The organism is Arcobacter roscoffensis (assembly GCF_024267655.1).
Lineage (GTDB): Bacteria > Campylobacterota > Campylobacteria > Campylobacterales > Arcobacteraceae > Arcobacter_B > Arcobacter_B roscoffensis.
In genome coordinates this window covers 2,085,310-2,111,412 of the sequence record NZ_CP100595.1, presented here as the reverse complement: position 1 = coordinate 2,111,412, position 26,103 = coordinate 2,085,310, and the positions used below count along the sequence as shown (strand labels likewise).

The following is a 26,103-nucleotide window of genomic DNA, read 5'->3' as shown; positions in this document are numbered from 1 at the left end:
ATTGAAAGTGGCTAAACAATCAGAATACTTTATGGAAAAAGAGCTTATCAGAGATCTTGAAGGTTTAGGATATAGAAGAGTATCAATAAAAAATGAAGATGAATTATTGAAAAATTTAAAAAAGCAACTTGAAAGACATAATAATATAGAACTATCTCAATCTGAATTTAGAAGAATATTAAACTTTTTAAATGATGGTGCTATAGTAAAAAGAGCTGAAATATTAAGAGATTGGTTCCCTCTAAAAAGAGATGATGGAACGACAAAAAGAATACGATTTTTCAATATGGAAAAATGGTGTGAAAATGAGTATCAAGTTACAAATCAAGTAACTATAGAGGGAACTTATACTAATAGATATGATGTAACTATTTTGATAAATGGTTTACCACTTGTACAAATAGAGCTTAAAAGAAGTGGAGTAGCACTAAAAGAGGCATTTAACCAAATCAATAGATATCAAAAAGATAGTTTTTGGGCTAGTCATGGACTTTTTCAATATGTACAGTTATTTGTCATAAGTAATAGGGTAAATACAAAATATTTTGCAAATGACCCTGATCAAACATTTAAACAAACATTTTTTTGGACAGATGAGAAAAACAATTCTATATCAGATTTAAAAGATTTTACAAAAGAGTTTTTAGAACCTTGTCACGTATCTACTATGATTGGTCAATATATTGTTGTTAATGAGACAGAAAAAAAGCTTATGATATTAAGACCTTATCAGTATTATGCTGTTGAAAATATTGTAAAGCAAGTTAAAGATTCGGTTGATGGTGGATACATTTGGCATACTACTGGAAGTGGTAAAACTCTTACCTCTTTTAAAGCATCACAAATTATAAAAGAAAATTCTGATGTAAAAAAAGTACTTTTTGTAGTAGATAGAAAAGATTTAGATTATCAAACAGCACAGGAATTTAATAGTTTCAGAAAAGGAAGTGTTGATAGTACTGATAATACATCTAAACTTATAGAACAACTTACATCAAATACAGAAGATACAAAACTGATAGTTACAACGATACAAAAACTTAACAATGCTATATCAAAAGATAAGTTTAAAGAAGCTATTGAGTATCTACAAAATGAGAAAGTTGTATTTATATTTGATGAGTGTCATAGAAGCCAATTTGGAGATACTCATGATAAAATAAAAGAGTTTTTTCAAAACAATCAAATGTTTGGATTTACAGGAACACCTATTTTTGAAGATAATGCCGTTAAAAATGAAAAAGGGAAGAGAACTACAAAAGACCTTTTTGGTAAAAGACTTCATACTTATGTCATCAAAGATGCTATAAAAGATGAAAATGTATTAAAGTTTTCAGTTGAATATATAGGAAAATATAAACAAAAAGAAGACTCAAAAACAAAAATAGATATTGACGTATCTAAAATAGATAAAAAAGAGGCTATGGAATCTGATGATAGAATAGGTAAAATTACAGACTATATCGTAGGTATACATGGACGAAAAACACATCATAGAAACTTTACTGCTATGTTTTGTGTGGGAAGTGTTGATGCTGCTATAAAATACTATGAATTATTTAAACAAAAAAAAGAAAATCAAGAACATAATTTAAATATAGCAACTATTTTTTCTTATGGACAGAATGAGGAACCAAAAGAATCATTTGGACTTATAGAAGAGGAAAAACTAGAGATACAAGAATCAAAAATAGATAAAACTTATAAGTCTAAGTTAGAATCTTTTATAGAAAATTTTAATAAACAGTTTGATACAAATCATTCATTAAAAGATACGCAAAGTTATTATACATACTATAACGATATATCAAAAAAAGTTAAAAATACAAATATAGATATTCTTATAGTAGTAAATATGTTTTTAACTGGTTTTGATAGTAAAAAGCTAAATACTTTATATGTAGATAAGAACCTAAATTATCATGGACTGATTCAAGCTTTTAGTAGAACAAATAGAATTGACAATGAACAAAAATCCCAAGGTAATATAGTTTGTTTTAGAAACTTAAAGGCTAATACAGATGAAGCAATAGCACTTTTTAATGATGAAAAAGCAAATGAAACCGTAAATATGCAAGATGTGTTTTTAGATACTTATGAAGAGTATCTACTGAAGTTTAAAGATGCATTAGAAATTTTAAAAGTGATAGCTCCTACAGTTGTAAGTGTGGATGAACTAAAAGATGAAAAGGATGAATTAAAGTTTATTAAGGCATTTAGAGAGATATTAAGACTTAAAAATACTATGTCAAATTTTTCTGATTTTTCATGGGAAGATTTAGGGATGAGTGAACAAGAATTTGAAGACTATATCGGTAAATATCTTGATTTAAAAGATAAAGTAAAAAGAAATCAAGAGAATGAAAAAGAATCTATATTAGATGAGGTAGATTTTGAACTTGAACTTTTACATAAAGATGAAATAAATGTAGCTTATATATTAGAACTTTTAGCAAAAATGAAAAAAGGAACAGCAGAAGATTATCATAAACAAAAAGAAGCTGTAGTAAAAATGATGTTAGGAGAGTCTAAATTAAGAAGTAAAAAAGAGTTAATTGAAAAATTTATTGATGAACATTTAATACAACTTGGTGAAGATGATAACCTTGAAGAAGCATTTATGAATTATTGGGATGATGAACAGCAAAAAGCTATAAATGTTCTATGTGAAAAAGAACATCTAAATAAAGAGGGATTTAATAAGCTTATTGGAACCTATGCAATCAAAAAAGATGAACCAAGAAGTACCGAGATAATAAATCTTTTAGAAAAAAAACCTTCTTATCGTGAAAGAAAAAGAATAGTAGAGAGACTTAAAAATAAGATAAAAGATTTTATTGAAGTATTTATGGATGGTGTAAATTAGAATGTTAAAGTGAAGTTACAGATCAATAAAAGGGGTATCAAATGACACAGACAGAAACTAGTAAATATTTAGATATACCATTGACAACATTGAATGATTGGAAAAAAGAAGATAGTAATAGATATAAATTATATCAGTTATTGATAAGTCTTGATAAAAGTGATGTTGTACAAAAATTAAATAAAAAAGTTAATCATAGAGTTTTTAGTATTTTAAATAGAAATATTGATGATAACTCAAAGTCAACATTTGATGAAATAAGAAAAGCTTTTAGTAAAAAAGATTATCATGCTGGAACTATCAAGGAACAAACTATTTATTCAAAGTTTTTTAAAGAATTAGAAGTAAACGAATTAGAAGATTTTGTTAATACCTTTAATGTTTCTAAAAGAGATATAAAAAGTATTTATATTTCAAGTCCATTTAGAAACTTAAGTGGTGTTGCAAAAAACTGGGATAAAAGGTTTAGGTTAAAGCATCTTCCTTTACAAAAAGAACATAACAAAAATGTTCCAAGTGGATTACAAAGTATACTAAATAAAAAAAGTTAGAAATTGTATGATTTTTCAAAACAAAAAGAAATGTTTGAAGTATCACTATTTTACAAATCTATAAAAACCCATATACCCCAAAGAGTTATAAGTGTAGTCAACTTATAACTTTAATATGTTATAATCATGATGACATTAAGGGCATAAATGATATTTGAAGATGAAAAAAAACTATTAAAAATAATAAAATTCGCACCAACAGTTTTTATTATTATTGTAACGACTATATTTTTACTAATCCAATACACAAAAACCAAAACAAGTTTTGAAAACGAAAAAAACAAAATACAAACTGACTATTCACAGAAAAATAAAGAACTTATAAAACAAAGAGTTTCAGAAGTTTATGACTTTATAAAAAGAGAACAAGAACAAACTGAATATGAACTAAAATCTTCACTAAATGAAGCGGTTGACAATGCCTATGCCATAGCTTCTACAATCTATAACCAAAATAAAGATAAAGATATACAAACAATAAAAAAGCTGATAATTGATGCTTTAAGAAATATTCGTTTTTTAGATGGTAGGGGTTACTATTTTGTATATGAAAACACTGGGAAAAATATCCTTCTTCCCCACAATCCTGAACTTGAAGGCAAAGATTTTTGGGAACATCAAGATGCAAAAGGTTCATACATCATAAAAGATATGACTTCACTACTTAGTAAAAAAGATAAAGCCTTTTACGAATGGTACTGGTACAATCCAAAAAATCCTGATAAACAAAGAAAAAAGCTAGGTTTAGTTAGAAACTTTGAGCCATTTGATTGGTTTATAGGTACTGGTGAGTATGTGCAGGATTTTGAAAAACAGATGCAAGAAAGAGTTTTAAATCATATTAGAGAGATTAGATATGGGAATAGTGGTTATATCTTTATCATAAACTATGATTCTATATATTTAAGTCATATTCGAAAAAACTTTATAAATCAAAATGCAGTTGCAAACAATGATACAGTAGATATAAAAAAAGTTATTGAAGAGCTAATAGATATTTCTAAAAATGGGGAAGGGTACTATTCTTATATTCAAAATAAAAAACCAGGTATTGATGAGCCTATCACAAAAACAAGTTATGTAAAAGGCTTAAATGAGTGGCAATGGATGATAGGTACAGGCTTTTATGAAGATGAAATCAAAAGTTCTATAAAAAAAAGAAAAATACAGTTAGAAAATCAATTTGAAAACTATCTTTTAAATACTTTGGAAGTTACACTTTTAGTAACTGTGTTATTACTTTTAATCTCTACTTATTTATCAAAGATTTTACAAAAAAGATTTTTAAGATATAAAAAAGCTATTGAAGAAAAAGCCTTAGAAAACACAAGACAACATACTTTACTTTCTCAACAATCAAAGATGGCAGCTATGGGTGAGATGATAGGAAATATCGCCCATCAATGGAGACAACCTCTATCAACTATCTCTACTGTATCTACTGGTTTAAAACTTCAAAAAGAGTTAAATATCATCGATGATAAAGATTTATATGATGGACTTGATAATATTAATAATACAGTGCAATATTTATCAAATACAATAGATGACTTTAGAAACTTTTTTAGAACAGATAAAGAAAAAAGCCAGTTTTCTGTACAAGAGTCTTTTGATAATGCTATATCTTTGGTAAAAACTTCATTTCATAATAAAGAAATAGAAATCATCAAAAATAGTGAAGACTATGAAATAAACTCATATAAAAATGAGCTTATCCAAGTAATAATAAATCTTCTAAACAATGCAAAAGATGAGCTTATTAAAAAAGATAAAAACTTTGAAAAAATAGTTTTCTTATCTGTATTTAAAGAAGATAATTCAATCAAAATTCAAGTTAAAGACAACGCAGGAGGAATTCCTGAAGATATTATAGATAGAGTCTTTGAACCTTACTTTACCACAAAACATCAAAGTCAAGGTACGGGTATAGGACTTTATATGAGTAGAGAGATAATCGTGAAAAATATGAATGGTAAAGTAGAAGTATATAATACTTCTTTTAACTATAACAACATACTATTTAAAGGTGCTGTTTTTCAGATAGATTTACCACTTCATACATAACTTTATATTTTTAATCTTAGTTAATTCTATTATCAAAACAATTGCATTGTGGTTTATCATATATTATTTCATAAAAAAATATTTAGGACGACCCTTAGAGGAGTTTACTAGTAAAATACGTAAACAAGATATTCAGTATCCTAAAGCAATTGATTTAAATCTTACTTGGACAGATGAAAATATAGATGAACTTATTGCACGTGCTGATAAAGCTTTATATGAAGCAAAAGAAAAAGGAAGAAATAGAGTTGAATATAATAGAAATTAATTAGACTCAATTGGAATACAAACCTCAAATTTTGCACCAACATACTCTTTGTTTTTATATTCAAACTTACAGTTTTTAGCTTCAATTGTACCATTGTATGAATTGATGATAACTTTACTCATATAAAGTCCTATACCTGTACCTTTTCCTTCTTTTTTTGTGGTAAATCTAGATTCAAATATTTTTTCTATTATATTTTCATTTATACCTTGTGCATTATCTTTTATTGAAATATAGATTTGATTGTCTTTACTTTGTGTATCTACAAAAATATATCTGTTTTCATACATAGAATTATCTAAAGCATCTATGGCATTATTTATTATATTTATAATCACTTGAACTATCTCATTTTCTACAGCTACAATCTTATCTTCTTGTATGTTTTTTATTATCTGAATATTTCTATTTTTAAGTTTTGAAGTTACAAGTAAAAAAACTTTATCAATACATTTTTCTAAAGAAAATTCTTTTTTTGTTTTATCTGTATTAAAAAAATCTCTGAAATCATCTATTGTTTCTGATAGGTATTTTACTGAGTCATGGATATTTGTCATTTCTTTTATTAAGTTTTCATTGGAAAGAATATCTAACTCTTTTTGTAGCTTTACTCCTGTTGAACAAGTTGAAATATTATTTAAAGGTTGCTTCCATTGGTGTGCAATATTATCAATCATTTCTCCCATTGTGGCCATTTTTGATTGTTGTATAAGTAGTAAGTCTTTCTCTCTTAGTTTTTTTTCTATTTTATTTCTTTGCTTTTCAAAATGTTTTATTAAATATAAAAGTAGTAAAGACGTAATAAAAATAAAAAACCAACCTTTATATGATTGAATTGTGTTTAATGTTTTAATATCATTTACTAAAATAGATACCAGTTTATCTGAATAAAAGATCCATAATGAACCAAATAAAGCATATGCAAAAATTATTTTAAATCTAGAAGATAAGAATTCCAACTTAATCCTTTGTTATTATTGTTATCATTATAATCAATAAATAGTTAAAAAGAATCGTTTCAAAAGAAAATTATGTAAAATATGAGATATTTGTAGATAAATAATTGAAGAATTTTTATAATAAAACAATAATATTATAGTGTTATTTTTATATATAAGAAAACTTTATAAGTTTAGCAGCTTAATAAACAAAAAAAGACCAGCTATTTGCCAGTCTTTTTTTATTAAACTTCATCCATTCTTTTTTCAAACTCGGCATTTAGTTTTTCAAGTTCATTTTGAAGTTCTGCTAATCTTGCTTGTTTTTTCTGTTTTTCAACTCCCTCTAAAGCTTCAATCTCTTCTATTTCAAGTTTTAGTGGTTTTGTAGCTTTACTTTTTTCAGCTACGATAATTGATCTTAGTTTTCTAATCTCTTTTTTATTTCTTTTAGGTTTTACTGCTTTTTTCTTTGGTTCATCTTGACCATCATCCCAACCACCTTTTTCTAAGAACTCATCGTATGTTCCATTGAAGTAATCAGCGCCATCATTTGTAAAGATGATAAGTCTATCACAAACAGCTCTTAGTAACTCTTCTGAGTGCGTTACAATCATACAAGAACCCTCAAAAGCTTTGATAGCTGTTGTAAGTGCATCAATAGAGTCTATATCTAAGTGGTTTGTAGGCTCATCTAGGAAAAGTAAGTTTACATCTTGTGCGATGATTTTTCCAAGCATTACTCTTGATTTTTCACCACCTGAAAGAAGTGAGATTTTCTTTTTTGCATTATCTCCACTAAACATCATAAGACCACATATACTTCTAATAACTGCTTCTGGAAGTTTATGATTTACACTATAAATTTCATCCATGATAGTGTTGTCTTTGTTTAAATGTGAAATATTTGTTTGTCCAAAGTGTCCATATTCACATGAAGGGTGGTATTTTACATTTCCACTTAAAGCTTCAAGTTCTTTTGCTATTGTATTTAATAGCGTAGATTTACCCTTACCATTTTTCCCTATGATACCTATAGTCTCACCTTTTGAAAGGGCAAAGTTGATATTTTTAAATAGTATATTATCAGATGTATATCCAAAGCTTAAGTCTTCTACTTCAAGTAAAAACTTAGCTGCTGTATCTTTATAGTTGAAGTCAAAGTTTAGGTTGGCATCATAGTCTATATCTTCTAGGATTTCCATTTTTTCTAGTATTTTTACTTTTGATTGGGCAAGTGTTGCTGTTGCTGCTCTTGCTTTGTTTTTAGCGATAAACTCTTCTAAATCTTTTATCTTTTTTTCTTGTGCTATTTTTTGTTTTTCGTGGTGTTCTTCATTTGCTAGGATTTGCTCATAAAACTTTCTAGTACCACCTTGAACCATAAAAGCACTTCTTCTTATTATTCCAAGTGTATGAGTACACACGCTATCCATAAACTCTCTATCGTGCGTGATTAAAATAACTTCCCCTTGAAAAGACTTTAAAAAGGCTTTTAACCATCTAATTGATAAAATATCTAAGTAGTTAGTAGGCTCATCTAGTAAAAGCATATTTGGCTCAGTAAGCAGTAGTTTTGCTAGGTTTATTCTTATTTGATAACCACCTGAGAAAGATTTTGGGTCTTTTTCTAAGTCTTCTTCACTAAATCCAAGACCAAATAACATTTTTTCAGCTTTGTAAATATCATATTTATCATCTTCATTTAAAGCAAGTGCTGTTTCATCTATTAGTTTTTTCTCAGTAAAATCAAAATACTGTTTTAAAGCACCAATTCTATAAGCTTTTGGAAATTTAATCTCTCCTGTATCTTGTGGTTCTTCACCTAATATTAGTTTAAAAAGTGTTGATTTTCCAGTACCATTTCTTCCTACTAATCCTATTTTATTCCCTTGGTTTACTCTAAGGTTTAAATCATTATATAGTTCCCCAGTTGGATAGCTTTTTGATATATTTATTAATTCAATCATAATTCTCTTTTTTGCAGTTTTTTAAGAAAAGGATTATATGATATAGACAGTTAGATACATATAAATCAAATATAAATTGTCTTGAAAAGATGATATAAGCACTAATTTGATAAAATATCCGCCTTATAAAAGTTTCAAAAGGTTTAATAATAATGAGTGAGAATAAAGATTTTTTACGTGTTAAAGTAGAAGAGGACTTAAAAGCTGGTAAATATAAAGAGGTAGTTACAAGATTTCCTCCTGAACCAAATGGTTTCCCTCATATAGGACATGCTAAATCAATCTGTATAAATTTTGGTATTGCAAGTGATTACGATGGTCATTGTAATCTAAGAATGGATGATACAAACCCTACAAAAGAAGACACAAAGTATGTAGAAGCATTAAAAGATGCTGTACAGTGGCTTGGTTTTGATTGGGGGAAAAGTGTATATTTTACATCTGATTATTTCCAAAAAATATATGAGTACGCAGTACAGCTTATTAAAATGGGTAAAGCATATGTAGATAGTGTGGATGAAGAACAAATGAGAGAGTTCAGAGGTACTGTTACACAAGCTGGTAAAAGAAGCGAATATGCAAATAGAACCATAGAAGAAAATTTAGACCTTTTTGAGAAAATGAAAAATGGTGAGTTCAAAGATGGAGAACATGTGTTAAGAGCAAAGATTGATATGGGTGCAGCAAATATGAAGCTTAGAGACCCACTTCTATATAGAATTAGACATGCACATCATTTTAGAACAGGTGATAAGTGGTGTATTTATCCTATGTATGATTTTGCTCATTGTTTATCTGATTACATCGAAGGTGTAACTCACTCTATTTGTACTTTAGAGTTTGAAAATAATAGAGATATTTATAATTGGGTTTTAGACACTTTAGAGTTAACTCCTCCAAGACCATATCAACATGAGTTTGCAAGACTTGGTATAAACTATACAGTTATGAGTAAAAGAAAGCTTTTAGAGTTAGTTGATGGAAATTATGTTAGTGGTTGGGATGATCCTAGAATGCCTACAATTGCTGGATATAAAAGAAGAGGGTATACAAAAGAGTCTATTTTAAACTTCTGTGATCAAATAGGTATTGCAAAAGCAAATTCTATGGTTGATGTAGCTCAGTTAGAGTACTCAATTAGAGATGATTTAAATACAAAAGTTCCAAGAGTTATGGCTGTACTTGATCCTTTAAAAGTAACTATTGAAAACTATGAAGGAAGTGAAGAGCTTGAAGCTTCATATTATCCTCATGATGTACCAAAAGAAGGTACAAGAAAGATACCTTTTAGTGGTGAACTTTATATAGAAAGAGAAGATTTTAGTGAAAATCCTCCAAAAGGGTTTTATAGATTAACACCTGAACAGCCTGTAAGATTAAGACATGGATATATTATTGCTTGTAAAGAAGTAGTAAAAGATAATGAAGGTAATATCACTGAAATTAAAGCCCAATATTACGCTGACTCAAAAAGTGGAAGTGATACAAGTGGAATAAAAGTAAAAAGTGCTATTCAATGGGTTAGTGCAAAAGAGGCTAAAAAAGTTGAAGTAAGACTTTATGATAGACTTTATAAAAATGAAGCACCTGAAAGCTTAGATGATTTAAATCCCACTTCACTTAAGATTATAAAAGATGCTTTGATAGAACCTGCTGTGATTACTGAAAAACCTGATGAAAGATTCCAGTTTGAAAGACAAGGTTATTTCTATGCTGACCCTGTTGATTATTGTGAAGAAAATCCAGTATTTAATAAAATCGTAGGATTAAAAGACTCTTGGGGTAAGAAAACTCAAAAAGCAAAACCACAAGAAAAAGCTACACCAAAAGCTCAAGAAAAAAAAGTGCAAATTGACGGTGTTGAAGCTCCTATGACTGATGCACAAAAAGCACTTTATGAAAAGTATACTAAAAACTATGGTTTAAACGATGCTGTTTCAAATACTTTAGCAAGAGATGAATCTCTTTCTTCATTTTATGAAAAAGCTTTAGAAAACATAAAAAATAGTAAAGTTAGTTTAGCAAATATAGTAGTAACAGAAGTAGCAAGAGTTCTAAAAGAACAAGACACAGCTGAAATAAAGTTTAATGAAAAACAAGTAGCCTCTTTAGTGGCTATGCTTGATGATAAAACTATTTCTTCAAAAATTGCAAAACAAATATTTGAAGAAATGGCAAAAACAGGAAAAGAACCAAAACAAATAGTAGAAGAAAAAGGTTTAGTTCAAATAAGTGACCCAGCTGTAATTTCTCCTATAATTGATGAGGTGATTTCAAAAAATCCTGATAATGTAGAAAAATTCAAAGCAGGAAATAATAAACTTTTAGGCTTCTTTGTAGGGCAAGTTTTAAAAGCTACAGGTGGAAAAGCAAATCCTCAGATTGTAAATAAATTAGTAGCAGAAGCTTTAAAATAAGGTAATATTACTATCACGGCTAGTTTTATCACTAGCCTTGGTTAATAACATATCATATAAATGAAAATAATAAAATAGGCTATAGTACAATGAGCGTAAAAAAAATAAAAAGATCTAAAACCCAAACAATTACAGAACAAGTTTATAAACAGTTAGAACAAATGATTGTCTTTTGTGAGATTGAACCAGGAAGTGTTTTAACAGAAAAAGAGATTTGTGATATGTTAGGTGCTGGAAGAACACCTGTTCGTGAAGCTCTACTTTTATTATCAAAACGCTTTTTAATTAACTTTTCTAAATTAGGTATTATGATTCCAGAGATGAACTCATCAATACAATTACAACTTTTAGAAATGAGAAGACCTATTTTAAAAACTTGTGTAGAATGTGCCATAAAAAGACTTACTCAAGTAGATAAAGATAATATTGCTGAGTTATTAGACTCTGTAGATGACCTAACAGAGCCTGAATTCTTAAACTGGCTAGAAAAAAGACAAGAAGTTTTATCAAAGGCATCAAAGAATTTTTTTATTTATGAAGAGCTTAGAAATGTACAAGGTTTATCAAGAAGATTTTGGTATTACTATTCAAAAAAAGAAGATAATATTGTAGTTAGAGATTTACATAAAAAGATATTAAAAGCAGTATATGATGAAAATGAAGATGATGCTGTAAAATATGTTGATGAGATTATAGACTATATAGAAAACTTCGTGAAAAAAAACTCAATTTAACAATTCAAAAATATTTCTGCAAATATTAAAAACTTACAAAAACAATAAAATCTATTGAAAACTGAGCTTCGATAGATAATATTAGCTTGAAAATTCAATCTAAATCCTTTAAGGCATTACACTTTTTTTACACTTTAACTTAATGTAAACTTATAATATATTTTAAGTTTACTTAAAGTAATCATCGGATAAAATTTTTGAACTTAACTTTAAGGAGAGAAAAAGTGAAAAAATTAAGTCTTAGTTTAATAGCTACATTAGCAATTTTTAATACAGCAAATGCAGGTAGTTTATCAGAAGCCTTTTCAAATGGAAAGGTATCAGGTGAGTTAAAATCACAGTTTTATCAAAAAGAGAGTAGTGATTCAAAAACAGTTAATATTTGGACAAATGGTTTAAACCTTTCATATATTACAGGTGATTACAATGGTTTAAGTTCAGGATTTACTTTTCAAGGTGCATCAGTAGGCACTGAAGATTTAGATGAAAATCCAAATGCTTATGATGCAGATCAAAATGTTAGTGGTGCAGTTTTATCTCAAGCTTATATTCAGTACAAGATGGATAATACAACAGTAAAAGTAGGTAGACAATACTTGGCAACACCACTTATAGCTTCTTCTGGTTCAAGAATCTTTAAAGAATCTTTTCAAGCTGCTACTTTAACAAATACAGATATAAAAGATACTTCAATTTCTTTAATGTATGTAAATAAGTACCAAGGAAGAACTGATGGAAAAGAGGGTGCTCCTTCTTTTGAAAAATTAGGTGATGGAGTATTTTCTATTTATGCAACTAACAAGTCAATCGAAAATTTAAGTTTAGTAGGTCAATATGTTGAAGCAAAAGATTTAGTAGCTAATAATACTAAAGATGTAAGTATTTACTATTTAAATGCTGAGTATGATTTTGATGCCTTTAAATTAGGTGCTCAATATTATGGTTCTGATGATAATGGTGCAGCAAATAATGATGGAAATGCTTATGCTTTAAAAGCCTCAACAAATATAAATGATTTATCTTTAGCTGCTTCATACAGTGAAGTTTCAAAAGATGGTGGAGTTGATGCTTGGCATCTAGGAAACGGAGCTGATTATATTTATACATGGAGTTGGTATGCAGGCTCTAGATACTCAGCAGATATGAAAGCAACAAAAGTAGAAGCTGGGTATAAATTTACAGAAGACTTATCTGCAAATATTATGCATATAAGTTGGAAAACAAGTACAAGTTCTACTACAAAAGAAACAGATTTTATACTTGATTATAATGTATCTAAAGACCTTTCTTTAAGATGGTTACATGGACAGCTAGATAATGCTAGTAATGAATACCAGTCAAGACTTTACGCATCTTATAAATTCTAAATATTAGTTCCTCTTTTGAGGAATTAATATAAATTTAAAAGACAAAATTATCATTTGTTCTCCTAAATTTTTAAATGATAGTTTTGTCTTCTAAGTTTTATTTTTATTCTCTATTTACAAACTATTTCAAAATAATATTTCATTTTAAAAACATAAAAACTAGTTTTTATTTATTAGATTTAGAGTCTAATTTTAATTAAAATCAATATTAATGTAAACTTACAATATATTTTAAGTTTACATTAAGTAAACATGGAGTAAACTTTTTTTATATCATTTATATATAAGATATACAGATAAAAGAAAAGGAAATTTATGAGTAATAAAAAGACACCAGTTAAAACAGAATTATTTGCTTCGAAGGCACCATTAGAGTGGGCAATTACTGCAAATAATACTTTATATACAGCGCAAATCCCAATTGATGAAACAGGAAAAGTAGTTGAGGGCGGAATTGAAGCTCAAACAAGAAAAACTTTTGAGAACCTAGTTCATACATTAGAGTGTGCAGGAGTTAGTACAAATGAAGTGTTACAAGTGTTAATTTATGTTACTGATAGGGAATATTTAGCTACAGTAAATAAAGTATATGCTGAATATTTTGAAGCTCCTTATCCAAATAGGGCAGCAGTTGTAGTAGCTGGACTTGCAAGAGAAGAAATGCTTGTAGAGTTTGTAGTATATGCGCAAGCTAGCAAATAATTAAAATCAATAATAATACAAAGGAAGATAGATGACTTATAATTACGAAGAAGGTTTATACATCAATGGATCGTGGCAAAAAGGTGTTTCTACAATAGAAAATATCAACCCATCAGATATTTCTGAAAATATCGGAAGTGTTGCACAAGCAAGTGTAGAGCAAGTAAATGAAGCAATTACTGCTGCAAAAACAGCTCAGCCATCATGGGAAAAAACTCCTTTAGAGCATAAAGTAAATGTACTTCAAGCAATTGGTGATGAGTTAATCCAAAGATGTGAAGAGTTAGGTGAACTTTTAGCAAGAGAAGAGGGTAAGTCAAAAGCTGAGGGTAAAGGTGAGATTTATAGATCAGGGCAATTCTTCCAGTATTATGCAGCTGAAGTATTAAGACAGATTGGTGAAAATGCAGCATCTGTTAGACCAGGTATTGATATTGATGTTACAAGAGAAGCTGTAGGAGTTGTTGGAATTATATCTCCTTGGAACTTCCCAACAGCAACAGCAGCATGGAAAATTGCACCTGCACTTGCTTTTGGAAATGCAGTTATTTGGAAGCCTGCAAACTTAACACCTGCATCAGCAGTTGCTTTAACTGAAATTATCTCAAGACAAGATATTCCAGCAGGTACATTTAACTTAGTTTTAGGTTCTGGTGGAACAGTTGGTGATACATTAATTAACTCAAAAGAGATTAATGCTATTTCATTTACAGGTTCAGTTGAAACAGGTAGAAAAATTGCAGTAGCAACATCAGCAAATTTTGTTAAATGTCAATTAGAAATGGGAAGTAAGAACTCACTTGTTGTTGCATCTGATGCTGATATTTCTGTTGCAGTTGAAGCAGCTATTGCTGGTGCCTTCTCAGGTACTGGTCAAAAATGTACAGCTTCTTCAAGACTAATTGTAATGGAAGATATTCATGATGAATTTGTAGAAGCTATGGTTAAAAGAATGGCTGAATTAAAAGTTGGACATTGTTTAGAAGATGGAATCTTCATGGGACCAGTTTCTGATAAAAATCAATTTGATTCAAACTTCAAATGGATTGAAAGAGCAAAAGAATTAGGTGGAAAACTTGCATTTGGTGGTGAAAAACTATCAATGGAAAAAGAAGGTTATTACATGAGTCCAACACTTTTTGTTGATACAAAAAATGATTGGGATGTTAACCAAGAAGAAGTTTTTGCACCAATGGCTTGTGTAATCAAAGTAAAAGACTTAGCCGAAGCTATTAAAACGGCAAATGATACTAGATTTGGACTAACAGCTGGAATTATTACTCAAAGTTTAAAAACAGCAGCAATTTTCAAAAAAGAGGCTCAAAGTGGTTGTGTTATGGTAAATCTTCCAACAGCTGGAACTGATTATCACGTACCATTTGGTGGAAGAAAAGAGTCAAGTTTTGGACCAAGAGAACAAGGTTCGTATGCAAGAGAATTCTATACAATCGTAAAAACTGCATACCAAAAACCTTATTAAGGATTAACATGTATAAAGATCAAATTATTATTGATGGTTTACAGTATTGTAAATGGGACAGAGACTATTTCCTTTCACTTCAAAAAAGTGGAATAACTGCTGTTCATGTTACTCTTGTTTACCATGAAATGGCGAGAGAAACTCTAACAAGATTTGCTCAATGGAATAAGTATTTTGAACAAAATAGTGATTTGATTATGCCAGTAATGAACATGGAAGATGTTCATAAGGCAAAATCTACTGGAAAAGTAGGTATCTTCTTTGGAGCGCAGAATTGCTCTCCAATAGATGATGAAATAGGTTTAATTGAAGTAATGAGAAAACAAGGTTTACTTATTATGCAGTTAACTTATAATAATCAAAGTCTATTAGCAACAGGTTGTTATGAACAAAATGACAGTGGAATTACTAGATTTGGTAAACAAGCTATTGAGGAAATGAATAGAGTTGGAATGATTGTAGATATGTCTCATAGTGCTGAACGTTCAACACTTGAAGCAATTGACATTTCATCAAGACCTATTTGTATTTCACATGCAAACCCTACTTTTGCTCATGATGCTTTAAGAAATAAATCAAATGAAGTTATTAAATCATTGGCTTCAAGAGGTGGATTATTAGGTTTTTCTTTATATCCATTTCATTTACCAAATGGAAGTGCTTGTACTTTAGATGATTTCTGTGAAATGATAGCAAAAACAGCTGATTTAGTTGGTGTTGATCATTTAGGTATAGGAAGTGATTTATGTTTAAACCAACCACAAGAAGTTTTAGAGTGGATGAGAAATGGAAAATGGTCAAAAGCTATGGATTATGGAGAGGGTAATGCTTCAAATTCTGGATGGCCTGATGATTTATCTTGGTTTAAAGATGAGTTAGGAATGGAAAATATTTACAATGGTTTACTTAAATATGGATTTAAAGAGAAAGAAGCTAATCAAATTCTTGGCGGGAACTGGTATAGCTTCTTAAAAGACGGTTTAGAACCTAAAAGTTAATCTTATAAGAAAAACTTTTAGGTGATATTATCAAAAGTATCATAAAAAGGATATGAAGATGGAAATATCTGACATTATAGAAAAAGAAGAGACTTTAAAAGAATCAGATCAAGGCAATCATAAAGTTGATAAATTGGCTTTAGTTCTTAGTAGTGGATTTTTAATGGCCTTTGTTGTTTTAGCCTTAGTTGATTCAAAATTATTAAGTGCTGTTGTAAATGGTGGATTCGCTTGGTCAACTAAGTTTTTTGGAGCATATTGGCAATTCTTATTATTAGCAACCTTCCTAATAGGTATTGGACTTACTTTAGGAAGAACTGGTTCAGTAGTACTTGGTAATACGGATAAAACTGAGATGAGTACTTTCCAATGGATTGCAATAATTATGTGTACATTACTAGCAGGTGGTGGAGTTTTTTGGGCAGCAGGTGAACCTATTGCACACTTTGTTTCTCCTCCTCCATTATATGGTGCCGAAACTGATTTATTCCAAAAAGCTGTAAATGCATTATCTCAATCATTTATGCACTGGGGATTCTTAGCATGGGCAATATTAGGAACATTAACGGCAATTGTATTATCTCATTTGCATTATGATAAAGGTTTACCTTTAAAACCTAGAACATTACTTTATCCTGTATTTGGTGATAAAGTTATTTATGGACCATTAGGTTCTGTTGTTGATGCATTTTGTATTGTTGCAGTTGCAGCAGGAACAATTGGGCCAATTGGTTTCTTAGGGTTACAAATTTCATATGCCTTGAATGCATTATTTGGAATTGCAGATGGTTTTACAACACAAATGACTATTATTATAATAGCAATTATAATCTATACTATTTCCGCATTAACTGGATTAACAAAAGGTATTCAGATTTTATCTAGATGGAATATTATTTTAGCAATTGCTTTAATGTTTTTTATCTTAATCTTTGGACCAACTGCATTTATCATTGATTCATATATTCAAGGTGTAGGTTCAGCTATTCAAAACTTCCTTCCTATGGCAACATTTAGAGGTGATACTGGATGGTTAAGTTGGTGGACAGTGTTCTTCTGGGGATGGTTCTTAGGATATGGTCCTTTAATGGCTATTTTCATTGCAAGAATTTCTAGAGGAAGAACAATTAGAATGTTAATTTTAGCAGTGAGTATTTTTGCACCTCTAATTACAATGTTTTGGTTTACTATCGTAGGTGGTGCTGGATTATCATTTGAAATTGCTCAACCAGGTGTTATTAGTGAAGCATTTAAAGGTTTTAATTTGCCTGCATCATTATTAGCAATTACTCAATCATTACCACTACCAATGGTTACTTCAATACTGTTCTTAATTTTAACTACAGTATTTATCGTAACTACTGGGGATTCAATGACATATACAATGAGTGTTGTTGTAAGTGGAAGTACTGAGCCTAGTCCATACTTAAGAATGTTCTGGGGAGTTTTAATGGGTGTATTAGCAATTATATTAATATCAATTGGATCAGGTGGTATCTCGGCATTACAATCATTTATTGTAATTACAGCAGTGCCAGTGTCACTTGTATTATTACCAGCACTATGGAGTGCACCACAAATAGCTATCAAAATGGCAGATGAACAGGGTTTAAAATAGTAAAAAGAAGTATTTAATACTTCTTTTTATAAAAAATTTCAGGAGAGAGAAATGAGTAAAAATATTAATAACACACAAAAACCATTATTAAGAGATCCAAGTGTAGTAATGGATTTAAAAAGAATGGGTGCAATGCACCAATCTAGAATCAGTTTTACAAGAACATTAATAAGAAAAATGGCAAATGAAAACTGGACAATAACAAATACAAAATGGGATTTATGTAAAGATGGATATGGAACAGCTATCTATGAACTTAAAACACCAAATAATACATACAATGTAGTGATTTTTTCTAATCATATTAAAGATGAAGAAAGAAATGATAGGGTAATTGCAGAAAAATGGGATACAACTTTTACATTAATTAAGGGTGATGTTAGTAATAAGTTACTAGAAGTACTTAAAAGTAACGTTCCTTTACAAGAAGCAGGTAGAAATACTAATAGAGCTTTTGTATTAGCAAGAGCTAATAAATCTGTTAGAGTGTTTGATCATGTAATTAATTCTTTAGCCTCAGGTGAACAACCAAATATTGAAGAGGTTGCTAAGGTTGGTTACATCCTTAGAACTACTGCTGTATATGGTAGTGGAAAGTTTGGAATTAATGATTATGTTGCACTAGAAAGTAACCCTGATTTTTCTCAATCTTTTAGTGCAGAGATGTGCGCTGTATATATCTTAAGACAGTTTTCTTTAGATTGGGCTAATTATATTGCTAAAAATAAAGGCGGTGATAAAGCCGTGACTTTAGATAAAGATATTCAAAGATTTTTAGGAATAGGAAATGCAACAGGTTTAGGTATGGCTCCTTATTTAATAAGACATCCAAAAGTTGTTGATAATTGGTTATATCAAAGAGAACAAGCATTAGGAAAAGTATCATTAGAAGAAATTACTCAAGAAAAAGCTCAAGAATTAGTTGGATATTTAAATAGAGCTATTACTCATTTAGAAGATGTGGTAACAATAAATGAAAATCAAAAAAAACTAAATATTCAAGCGGCAATAGAACTTCCATCAATTATAGATTCTACTAAAAAGTTAATTGGAAGTACTTTCAAAGAATTAATTGAAAGTTCAACAAATGCTTCTTATGAAGCTCAAGAAGTTTTAATCTCTTCTATAATTGAATTATATCCAGAACTTGTAGATTGTCATCAAAATCATATGAGGGTAGATGAACAGCCTTTAGAGTTAGCAGGTGTAAAAATCAAAGCTTTAAAAGAGAAAATAAAATCTCATTATTCATGGGCTTTAAATTATGACTTCTCAACTGAAAAAAGTACCTATTGGTTTTGGTATGTTTCAGAAGACAAGGGTGAACCAAGACTTGGTGTTAGAAATGTAGATAAAGGACATGAATTAGAGCTTCCTTTAGATATTGCAAGAAGAGTTACTAATTTAAATGCAGCCTTAGAAAATGTAGAAGATGATGAGGCAGTAACTAAGTATTTACTTGAAAACCCTCAATATTCTGCAATTGTAAGAAGAGTTTGGACTATGGGTGCTTGTCAAATGGGTGAGATTCAAGCAAATGTTTTAGATGAAGATTTTCTACCTATGGATTTACTTAGAGCAAAACTTGCTATGTTTGGAGCTACTAAATTTGATCCAAGATCTGATAGATGGGTTCAAGTTACATTTTTCCAAAGTGCACCTTTAGCAAATGAAATTCATAATGGTGAGTGGTTATTCCCACAAATTCCAAAAAGTAAAGATGATAGATTAAATATCGAAGAGGGAAAAATATCTGTTTCAAGAACAGAGTTAAGAACTATGTGTAGTAATGCTTTTAATGGATTAAAAAGAGATTCAGGTGAAGCTGACATAATCTCTAAAATGGTTGTAGATACTGAAATGGTTGGATTAGACGGTGTAAAACATTACGCAAATGCTTTAAAATTTTTAAAAGATAGTAATAAGACAGCATTAAATATTAGCTCAGAAGATTCTCATATTATAGTAGATTTAAATAATGATACTATTTTAGGACATATTCAAATTTTAATAGCATATGCTTTAGAATTTATACCAAATAATGATACCGTAACATTGGAGATTAAAAACTGTCATAATAGATGGTTAGTATTCCCTCAGGCTCTTAGAATTGCTAAAAAAGGTCTAAGTGCTAGATTCTCATGGGATAATTCATCTAATGATAAAAGTATTTCTTACTTAATTGGTGCAAATGAAGAATTTCCAGAGGTTTGTATTTCTTCAAGTAACGGTTTTAATAAAAGAACACTGTTTATTGAAATCAGTACTAAAGATATAAAGACTAAATGTGATAGTTCAGAATTAATCAGCTCAAAACAATTGAAAAAAGCATTTAACGATGCTTCTGAAAATGGTCTTGTGATTAATTTAGAGGATTGGAATGCTCTTAAAGAAGTAGCAAAAGCAATTTATGTTGAGTCTAGTGAAAGCTCAAGAAACGATGCCGGTGGGGTAGTAGAGAGTTAAAATGGAAAATCAACATTTAAATGTAAAAACTGCTGGAGGATGGGGTGCTCTTATTTCCTCTGGTAAGTTTTTGATGAGAGAAGGATTTTTTAAAGGTTCAAAAACTCTTTTTAGTCTTAACCAAGTAAAAGGTTTTGATTGTCCTGGCTGTGCTTGGCCTGATCCAAGTGATGGTGAACGTTCAATAACAGAGTTTTGTGAAAATGGTGTAAAAGCAATTGCTTTTGAAACAACAAAAAGAAGAGCTTCAAAAGAGCTTTTTGAAGAGAAAACAGTATCCCAATTAAATGAGTATGACGTATATACTATTACAAATCAAGGTCGATTAACTGAACCTTTTTATTATAATAAGCAAAAAGATAAATATGAGCCTATTTCTTGGGATAGTGCTTTTGAAATAGTTGCAAAACATTTACAAGCTTTAAATAATCCTGATGATGCAATATTTTATACATCAGGAAGAACATCAAATGAAGCTGCATTTTTATATCAACTTATGGGAAGAATGTTAGGAACTAATAACTTCCCTGATTGCTCAAATATGTGTCATGAAAGTTCTGGTGTAGGAATGGGTGAGTCTGTTGGAATTGGAAAAGGTACTGTATCTTTAGAAGATTTTGATAAAGCTGAGTTAATCATGATTTTTGGGCAAAACCCAGGAACAAACCATCCTAGAATGTTAAGTGAATTACAAAAAGCAAATAAAAGAGGTGCGAAGATAATATCTATCAATCCTTTAAAAGAGTCTGGTTTAGTATCTTTTACTCATCCTCAAGATGTAGGACAAATGCTAACAAATAAAGCAACTCCAATTTCAAGTCATTATTATCAAGTAAAAATGGGTAGTGATATGGCTTTGATTCAAGCTATTATCAAGTACATTTTAGAAAATGATGAAGCTTCTTTGGATAAAGATTTTATAAATGAGCATACAGCAGGTTTTGATGAGTATAAAAATGAAATACTACAAAAAGACTGGAAAAGTTTAGTTGAAGAAACATCGCTTCAAGAAGAAGAGATTATTGAAATTGCTAAACTTTACGCAAGTTCTAAAAAAACTATTTGTTGTTGGGCTATGGGTTTAACTCAACATCAACATGGCGTTGCAACTATTGAAGAAGTTATGAATTTATTACTTATAAAAGGTAATATTGGAAAAGAAGGTGCTGGTGCTTGTCCTGTTAGAGGTCATAGTAATGTTCAAGGTGATAGAACTGTAGGAATTAGTGAAGCACCTAAAGAGGATTTCCTAAAAAAGATTGATAGTGTATTTGATATTGTAAGTCCTAGAAGTCATGGTTATGATGTTGTTCATGCAATAAAAGCTATGCATAAAGAAAAAAATAAAGTATTTATAGGACTTGGTGGAAATTTTGCAGATGCAGCTCCTGATACGAAAGTAACTTATGAAGCTTTAGAATCTTGTGCTTTAACTGTTCATATTTCTACACATTTAAATAAAAGTCATTTAGTATGTGGAAAAGAAGCTTTAATTTTACCTTGTCTTGGAAGAACAGAGTTAGATATACAACAAAATGGAGTGCAAAGTGTAACTGTAGAAGACTCTATGAGTATGGTTCATGCGTCAAAAGGTAGTAATATTCCAGCTTCACGAGATTTAAAATCAGAACCTGCAATAATTGCAGGAATAGCAAATGCAACTTTTGGAAATGAAAAAGTTGATTTTTTAGATTTGATTACAGATTATAATAAGATTAGAGAAAAAATTGAAGAAGTACTGCCTTTATTTACTTCATACAATGAAGTTATGGAAAATAAAGATAGCTTAGAGTTATATAATAGTGCTAAAAATAGAGTTTGGGAAACAAGTACAAAAAAAGCAAATTTTATTGTAAATAAAACACCTGATTTAAAAATAGAAGATGAACATCTTATTTTAATGACGATGAGGTCTCATGATCAGTTTAATACAACTGTATATGATACAAATGATAGATATAGAGGGATAAAAAACAAAAGAAAAATCATCTTTTTAAATGAAAAAGATATAGCTAGATTAGGCTTTAAAAATGGCGATTTAGTAAATATTCAATCTCATGCTAAAGATAATATAAAAAGAGAACTTTATGGATTTGAAATAGTAGCTTATGATATAAAAGAGGGATGTTCAGCAGCTTATTTCCCTGAGGCTACACCTTTGGTTTCTATAAATCATTTTGATAATAAAAGTTTTACTCCTTCATATAAGTTTATTGATATTACATTACATAAAGTTTAATAAAAAGAAGAGTTTATTATGAATAAGTCTAATCTTATAAATAACGGAATAGAGTTTAACAAAAACGATGAAGAAAATATTGTAAATATAAAAATACCTTTAAACCTAGAAAACCAAAAAATAATAGATTGGTTTTGTAAAGAGTTTAAAAAGTTTGAATTAAAGCATATATGTGATGATTGGATTTTAGATGAAGAAAATAGTGCAGTTATAAGTCCTAATAAGACTTTTTTTTTAACAAAAAGAGAGTTGACTTTTTTCAAGTTATTAATCAAAAATAAGATTGTTACATATGAGCAAATGAATTGGTTTATTTGGAATGGTGAGTTTGCTAGTGAAAATGCAGTAAAAGGCTTTGTAAAAAACTTTAAGAAAAAGATACCTCCTTGTATTTTAAAGAACTTAAAAGGTATTGGATATAGACTAATTGACGATATAAATGTGTAGTTAATATATTTAAAATATATTTATGTATAATAGAAAAACAAATCTATATTTTAGGTAGCTACATGAAAAAGAAATTAAAACGAGATAAAAATAAAACAATGACAGAACAAGTTTATGAAAAGCTTGAAGACCTTATTGTTTTTTGTGAAATAGAACCAGGTACTGTACTAACAGAATCAGAAATATCAGAAATGATTGGTGCAGGAAGAACTCCTGTTCGTGAAGCTTTAAGAATGTTAGCAAATGAGTCATTAGTAAATGTTTCAAGAATAGGGGTTTTAATACCTGAAATAAGTGGTTCTACACATCTCCAAATACTAGAAGTAAGAAGAGCTATTTTAAAATTATGTATAGAAAAAGCTATTGATAGATTAACTGAAATTGATAAAAAAGCCATACAAGAACTGCTAGATATTTTAGCTCAAAAAGATGATATCGAGTTTTTATATTGGCTAAAAAAAAGAAATAAAGTACTTGCAAAGTGTACAAAAAATCAGTTTATTTTTGATGAACTAAGAAAAGTACAAGGTTTATCTCATAGATTTTGGTACTTTTATGCTAAAAAAGAAGATCATAAAAAAGGTCAAGAATTACATAAGTATATACTTGAAAAAGTTTTAGAACAAGACAAGGAAAAAGCACAATTAGCAGTTGATGACTTAATTGATTACTTAGAACTTTTCACAAGAAAAAATTTAATATAATTAGCTTAATCCAATAACTTGTTTTAAGGCTTTTATTCCTAAAGGCTTATAATAGTAATACCCTTGAGCTTCAAAGCAGCCTTCTTCTAGAAGAAGTTCTGCTTGCTCTTTTGTTTCAACTCCCTCAGCTATTAAATTCATATTCATACTTTTTGCTATAGCTATGATTGCTTTTGTTAGTTCATAGTCATCTTTATCTTGTGGTAAATCTCTAATAAAAGATTGGTCTATTTTTATTTTATTTATTGGAAGTTTTTTTAGATAAGAAAGAGAAGATTGACCTGTTCCAAAATCATCTATTGCTATTTTCATTCCTAAACTTCTAATCTCTTCTAGGATTTTAATCGTTTTATTAATATCTTTCATTACTTGTGTTTCTGTTATTTCTATTATAATCTTAGTGGTATCTATTTTCGTGTCTTCTATGATTTGTTTTAGGTCTTTTATAAAGTTATTGTCTTTATTTATTTGAAGCATTGAGACATTTAAAGACAAAGTCCCTAAATCAAAGCCTTTTTGTTTTATCTCAACAAAACTTTTCATTGCTTTTTTCATTACAATTTTATCAATGGATTCAATTACTCCTATTTCTTCTGCAAGTGGAATAAATTTAATAGGAGAGATCATACCTTTTTGTGGATGCATCCATCTAACTAAAGCTTCAACTCCTATGATGGATTCATTTTTTATACTAATCTGTGGTTGAAAATGTACTTCAAACTCTTCATTTTGAATAGCATTTCTAAGTTCTTTTTCTATCTCAACTCTCTCCATAGCTTTTTTTGTCATTTCTTTTGAATAAAATTGATAGTTGTTTCTTCCAAGTTCTTTTGCCTTATACATAGCAGCATCAGCATTTTTTATTAAGGCTTCTGTTGTTTTTCCATCTTCTGGAAATACACTTACACCTATACTACATGAGATAAATAGTTCATAGCCATTTATGATTTTGGATAAAGAAAATGAGTCCATAATATTTTGAGCTATATCTATAATTTGTTCATTTGTAGAAATATTTTCAACAAAAACTACAAACTCATCACCTCCTAATCTTGCTACTGTATTAGTATGTTCTTTTGTAATATTAGTTAAAATAATAGATACTTTTTTTAGAAGTTCATCTCCTGTTGTATGTCCTAGGGAATCATTTATTTCTTTAAAGTGGTCTAAGTCAATAAAAAATATCACAAGTTTTTTATTGATATTATTTGAGTGTTTAATTGCTTGATTTATTCTATCAAGTAGCAAAACCCTATTTGGAAGGTCTGTAAGACTATCATGTTCTACTTGATACTGAAGTTTTAAAGACTTCTCATCAAAGGCCTGTGCAAGTTGTTCTAGTTCATCATTTGTACCTATTGGACTACAAAGTGTATCTTTGTTTGAAGACTTAACTTTGTGATATAGTCTTAAAATAGGTTCTGTTATCTCCTTTGCAAGCACTTGTGATATTAAAAGTCCTGCTAGAATAAATAATATACCAATACTTATAAGTCTGATAAGAGCTTCTTTTATTGGTTCTTCATACTTAGAACTTTGTGTTCCAAGCTCAACGTCAATTCCTAACTTTTTTATATAATAATTATTATTATGAGATTTTGTAACATAACTATAGTATTTTGTATCATCTTGATAATTGTAGGAAAAAATCATATTATCTAAGTGTTTTAGTTTTAAATAGTCATAGGTATTGTTTTTAAGTGTAATATTTTTCCCAATTGCATTTAAATCAAATACAGTTATTAAAGCACCCTGTGTTGTATTATAGTAAGAAATAGGAACAATCACTACAATATTATTTGTGTCATTCTTTATGTATGTAGTTATCTCTCCTAAAGCTAGAGTTGCTCTTAACTTTGTAGAACTATTATATTTTGGTATCTTTTTAAGGCTTTTAAATATTGCATTACCATCAAAATCAACTACACTTAAAGATACTACACTTTTGTCTTGCATATAGTTTTTAACTAAAATATTAAGAACTTTTTCTTTTGTTTGTTTATCAATTAGTGAGTTTATAATAAGTTCATTTTTTGATAAAATTATTGAACTTTCAATTAAGTAAGATAGTCTTTGTTCTAATCTTTTTTGAGAATCAAGGGTTTTATTTTTTAGTAGTTTATTAAGTTCAGTATTAATATTATTTACCATCATAAAACTAACCATTGTAATCATAAGTATAATAGCTGTTGCAATAAGTCCTGAGACTTGAAGTACAACTCTATTTTTAATACTTTTGTTAAATGGTTTTAAGATACTTGATATAATCATTTA

The 26,103-nt window shown here is 29.1% G+C and carries 18 protein-coding genes; 15 read left to right on the top strand and 3 right to left on the bottom strand.

The window, feature by feature from the left end; translation table 11 throughout:
• Positions 1-7: 7 nt before the first annotated feature.
• The 4 genes from NJU99_RS09945 to NJU99_RS09930 all read left to right on the top strand — a co-directional run bounded on the left by NJU99_RS09945 (position 8) and on the right by NJU99_RS09930 (position 5,749).
• Entirely contained in the window at positions 8-2,866 is a 2,859-nt protein-coding gene (locus tag NJU99_RS09945; RefSeq protein ID WP_254575768.1) for a type I restriction endonuclease subunit R, read from the top strand.
• A 41-nt stretch (positions 2,867-2,907) separates the two neighbouring features.
• The gene (locus NJU99_RS09940; protein ID WP_254575767.1) at positions 2,908-3,417 is read left to right on the top strand and encodes a hypothetical protein; all 510 of its coding nucleotides are present in this window, start codon (positions 2,908-2,910) and stop codon (positions 3,415-3,417) included.
• A gap of 147 nt (positions 3,418-3,564) precedes the next feature.
• Positions 3,565-5,481: a sensor histidine kinase gene (locus NJU99_RS09935; RefSeq protein ID WP_254575766.1), complete on the top strand. Its 1,917-nt coding sequence runs from the start codon at positions 3,565-3,567 to the stop codon at positions 5,479-5,481.
• Between the two features lie 46 nt (positions 5,482-5,527).
• Positions 5,528-5,749: a hypothetical protein gene (locus NJU99_RS09930; RefSeq protein WP_254575765.1), complete on the top strand. Its 222-nt coding sequence runs from the start codon at positions 5,528-5,530 to the stop codon at positions 5,747-5,749.
• Here NJU99_RS09930 and NJU99_RS09925 read toward each other — a convergent pair.
• Positions 5,746-6,708: a sensor histidine kinase gene (locus tag NJU99_RS09925; protein WP_254575764.1), complete on the bottom strand. Its 963-nt coding sequence runs from the start codon at positions 6,706-6,708 to the stop codon at positions 5,746-5,748. The genes NJU99_RS09930 and NJU99_RS09925 overlap by 4 nt on opposite strands.
• 224 nt (positions 6,709-6,932) lie before the next feature.
• Entirely contained in the window at positions 6,933-8,657 is a 1,725-nt protein-coding gene (locus tag NJU99_RS09920) for an ABC-F family ATP-binding cassette domain-containing protein (RefSeq protein WP_254575763.1), read from the bottom strand.
• A gap of 152 nt (positions 8,658-8,809) precedes the next feature.
• Between NJU99_RS09920 and NJU99_RS09915 the strand changes: the two genes are divergently transcribed.
• The 11 genes from NJU99_RS09915 (at position 8,810) to NJU99_RS09865 (ending at position 23,829) form a co-directional block, all read left to right on the top strand.
• Positions 8,810-11,074, top strand: a complete 2,265-nt coding sequence (locus tag NJU99_RS09915) for a glutamine--tRNA ligase/YqeY domain fusion protein (protein ID WP_254575762.1) — start codon at positions 8,810-8,812, stop codon at positions 11,072-11,074.
• 89 nt (positions 11,075-11,163) lie between these two features.
• Complete coding sequence (locus NJU99_RS09910; protein ID WP_254575761.1) at positions 11,164-11,808, top strand: GntR family transcriptional regulator; 645 nt, start codon at positions 11,164-11,166, stop codon at positions 11,806-11,808.
• Between the two features lie 224 nt (positions 11,809-12,032).
• Positions 12,033-13,175 carry an OprD family outer membrane porin gene (locus NJU99_RS09905; protein ID WP_254575760.1) on the top strand — a complete coding sequence of 381 codons (1,143 nt, stop codon included), beginning with the start codon at positions 12,033-12,035 and terminating at the stop codon, positions 13,173-13,175.
• Positions 13,176-13,490: 315 nt separating this feature from the next.
• Entirely contained in the window at positions 13,491-13,877 is a 387-nt protein-coding gene (locus NJU99_RS09900) for a RidA family protein (protein ID WP_254575759.1), read from the top strand.
• 31 nt (positions 13,878-13,908) lie between these two features.
• Positions 13,909-15,357, top strand: coding sequence for an aldehyde dehydrogenase family protein (locus tag NJU99_RS09895; protein ID WP_254575758.1), 1,449 nt, complete (start codon positions 13,909-13,911; stop codon positions 15,355-15,357).
• An 8-nt stretch (positions 15,358-15,365) separates the two neighbouring features.
• On the top strand, positions 15,366-16,355 hold the full coding sequence (locus tag NJU99_RS09890) for a membrane dipeptidase (protein WP_254575757.1): 990 nt from the start codon (positions 15,366-15,368) through the stop codon (positions 16,353-16,355).
• Positions 16,356-16,413: 58 nt separating this feature from the next.
• A complete protein-coding gene (locus NJU99_RS09885; protein ID WP_254575756.1) occupies positions 16,414-17,973 on the top strand; it encodes a BCCT family transporter in 1,560 nt (519 codons plus the stop codon).
• 51 nt (positions 17,974-18,024) lie between these two features.
• Entirely contained in the window at positions 18,025-20,439 is a 2,415-nt protein-coding gene (locus NJU99_RS09880) for a DUF3726 domain-containing protein (protein WP_254575755.1), read from the top strand.
• Position 20,440: 1 nt separating this feature from the next.
• Positions 20,441-22,678, top strand: coding sequence for an FdhF/YdeP family oxidoreductase (locus tag NJU99_RS09875; protein WP_254575754.1), 2,238 nt, complete (start codon positions 20,441-20,443; stop codon positions 22,676-22,678).
• An 18-nt stretch (positions 22,679-22,696) separates the two neighbouring features.
• Complete coding sequence (locus NJU99_RS09870; protein WP_254575753.1) at positions 22,697-23,125, top strand: winged helix-turn-helix domain-containing protein; 429 nt, start codon at positions 22,697-22,699, stop codon at positions 23,123-23,125.
• A 62-nt stretch (positions 23,126-23,187) separates the two neighbouring features.
• Complete coding sequence (locus tag NJU99_RS09865; RefSeq protein WP_254575752.1) at positions 23,188-23,829, top strand: GntR family transcriptional regulator; 642 nt, start codon at positions 23,188-23,190, stop codon at positions 23,827-23,829.
• Here NJU99_RS09865 and NJU99_RS09860 read toward each other — a convergent pair whose 3' ends face one another.
• On the bottom strand, positions 23,830-26,100 hold the full coding sequence (locus NJU99_RS09860; protein ID WP_254575751.1) for a bifunctional diguanylate cyclase/phosphodiesterase: 2,271 nt from the start codon (positions 26,098-26,100) through the stop codon (positions 23,830-23,832).
• Positions 26,101-26,103: the final 3 nt, after the last annotated feature.

Excerpts from the sequence above, each read along its gene's own strand:
- NJU99_RS09860 (WP_254575751.1), bottom strand. The coding sequence starts at position 26,100 with ATGATTATATCAAGTATCTTAAAACCATTTAACAAAAGTATTAAAAAT.
- NJU99_RS09885 (WP_254575756.1), top strand. The coding sequence starts at position 16,414 with ATGGAAATATCTGACATTATAGAAAAAGAAGAGACTTTAAAAGAATCA.
- NJU99_RS09875 (WP_254575754.1), top strand. The coding sequence starts at position 20,441 with ATGGAAAATCAACATTTAAATGTAAAAACTGCTGGAGGATGGGGTGCT.
- NJU99_RS09920 (WP_254575763.1), bottom strand. The coding sequence starts at position 8,657 with ATGATTGAATTAATAAATATATCAAAAAGCTATCCAACTGGGGAACTA.
- NJU99_RS09870 (WP_254575753.1), top strand. The coding sequence starts at position 22,697 with ATGAATAAGTCTAATCTTATAAATAACGGAATAGAGTTTAACAAAAAC.
- NJU99_RS09910 (WP_254575761.1), top strand. The coding sequence starts at position 11,164 with ATGAGCGTAAAAAAAATAAAAAGATCTAAAACCCAAACAATTACAGAA.
- NJU99_RS09900 (WP_254575759.1), top strand. The coding sequence starts at position 13,491 with ATGAGTAATAAAAAGACACCAGTTAAAACAGAATTATTTGCTTCGAAG.
- NJU99_RS09880 (WP_254575755.1), top strand. The coding sequence starts at position 18,025 with ATGAGTAAAAATATTAATAACACACAAAAACCATTATTAAGAGATCCA.
- NJU99_RS09895 (WP_254575758.1), top strand. The coding sequence starts at position 13,909 with ATGACTTATAATTACGAAGAAGGTTTATACATCAATGGATCGTGGCAA.
- NJU99_RS09935 (WP_254575766.1), top strand. The coding sequence starts at position 3,565 with ATGATATTTGAAGATGAAAAAAAACTATTAAAAATAATAAAATTCGCA.
- NJU99_RS09890 (WP_254575757.1), top strand. The coding sequence starts at position 15,366 with ATGTATAAAGATCAAATTATTATTGATGGTTTACAGTATTGTAAATGG.
- NJU99_RS09940 (WP_254575767.1), top strand. The coding sequence starts at position 2,908 with ATGACACAGACAGAAACTAGTAAATATTTAGATATACCATTGACAACA.
- NJU99_RS09915 (WP_254575762.1), top strand. The coding sequence starts at position 8,810 with ATGAGTGAGAATAAAGATTTTTTACGTGTTAAAGTAGAAGAGGACTTA.
- NJU99_RS09865 (WP_254575752.1), top strand. The coding sequence starts at position 23,188 with ATGAAAAAGAAATTAAAACGAGATAAAAATAAAACAATGACAGAACAA.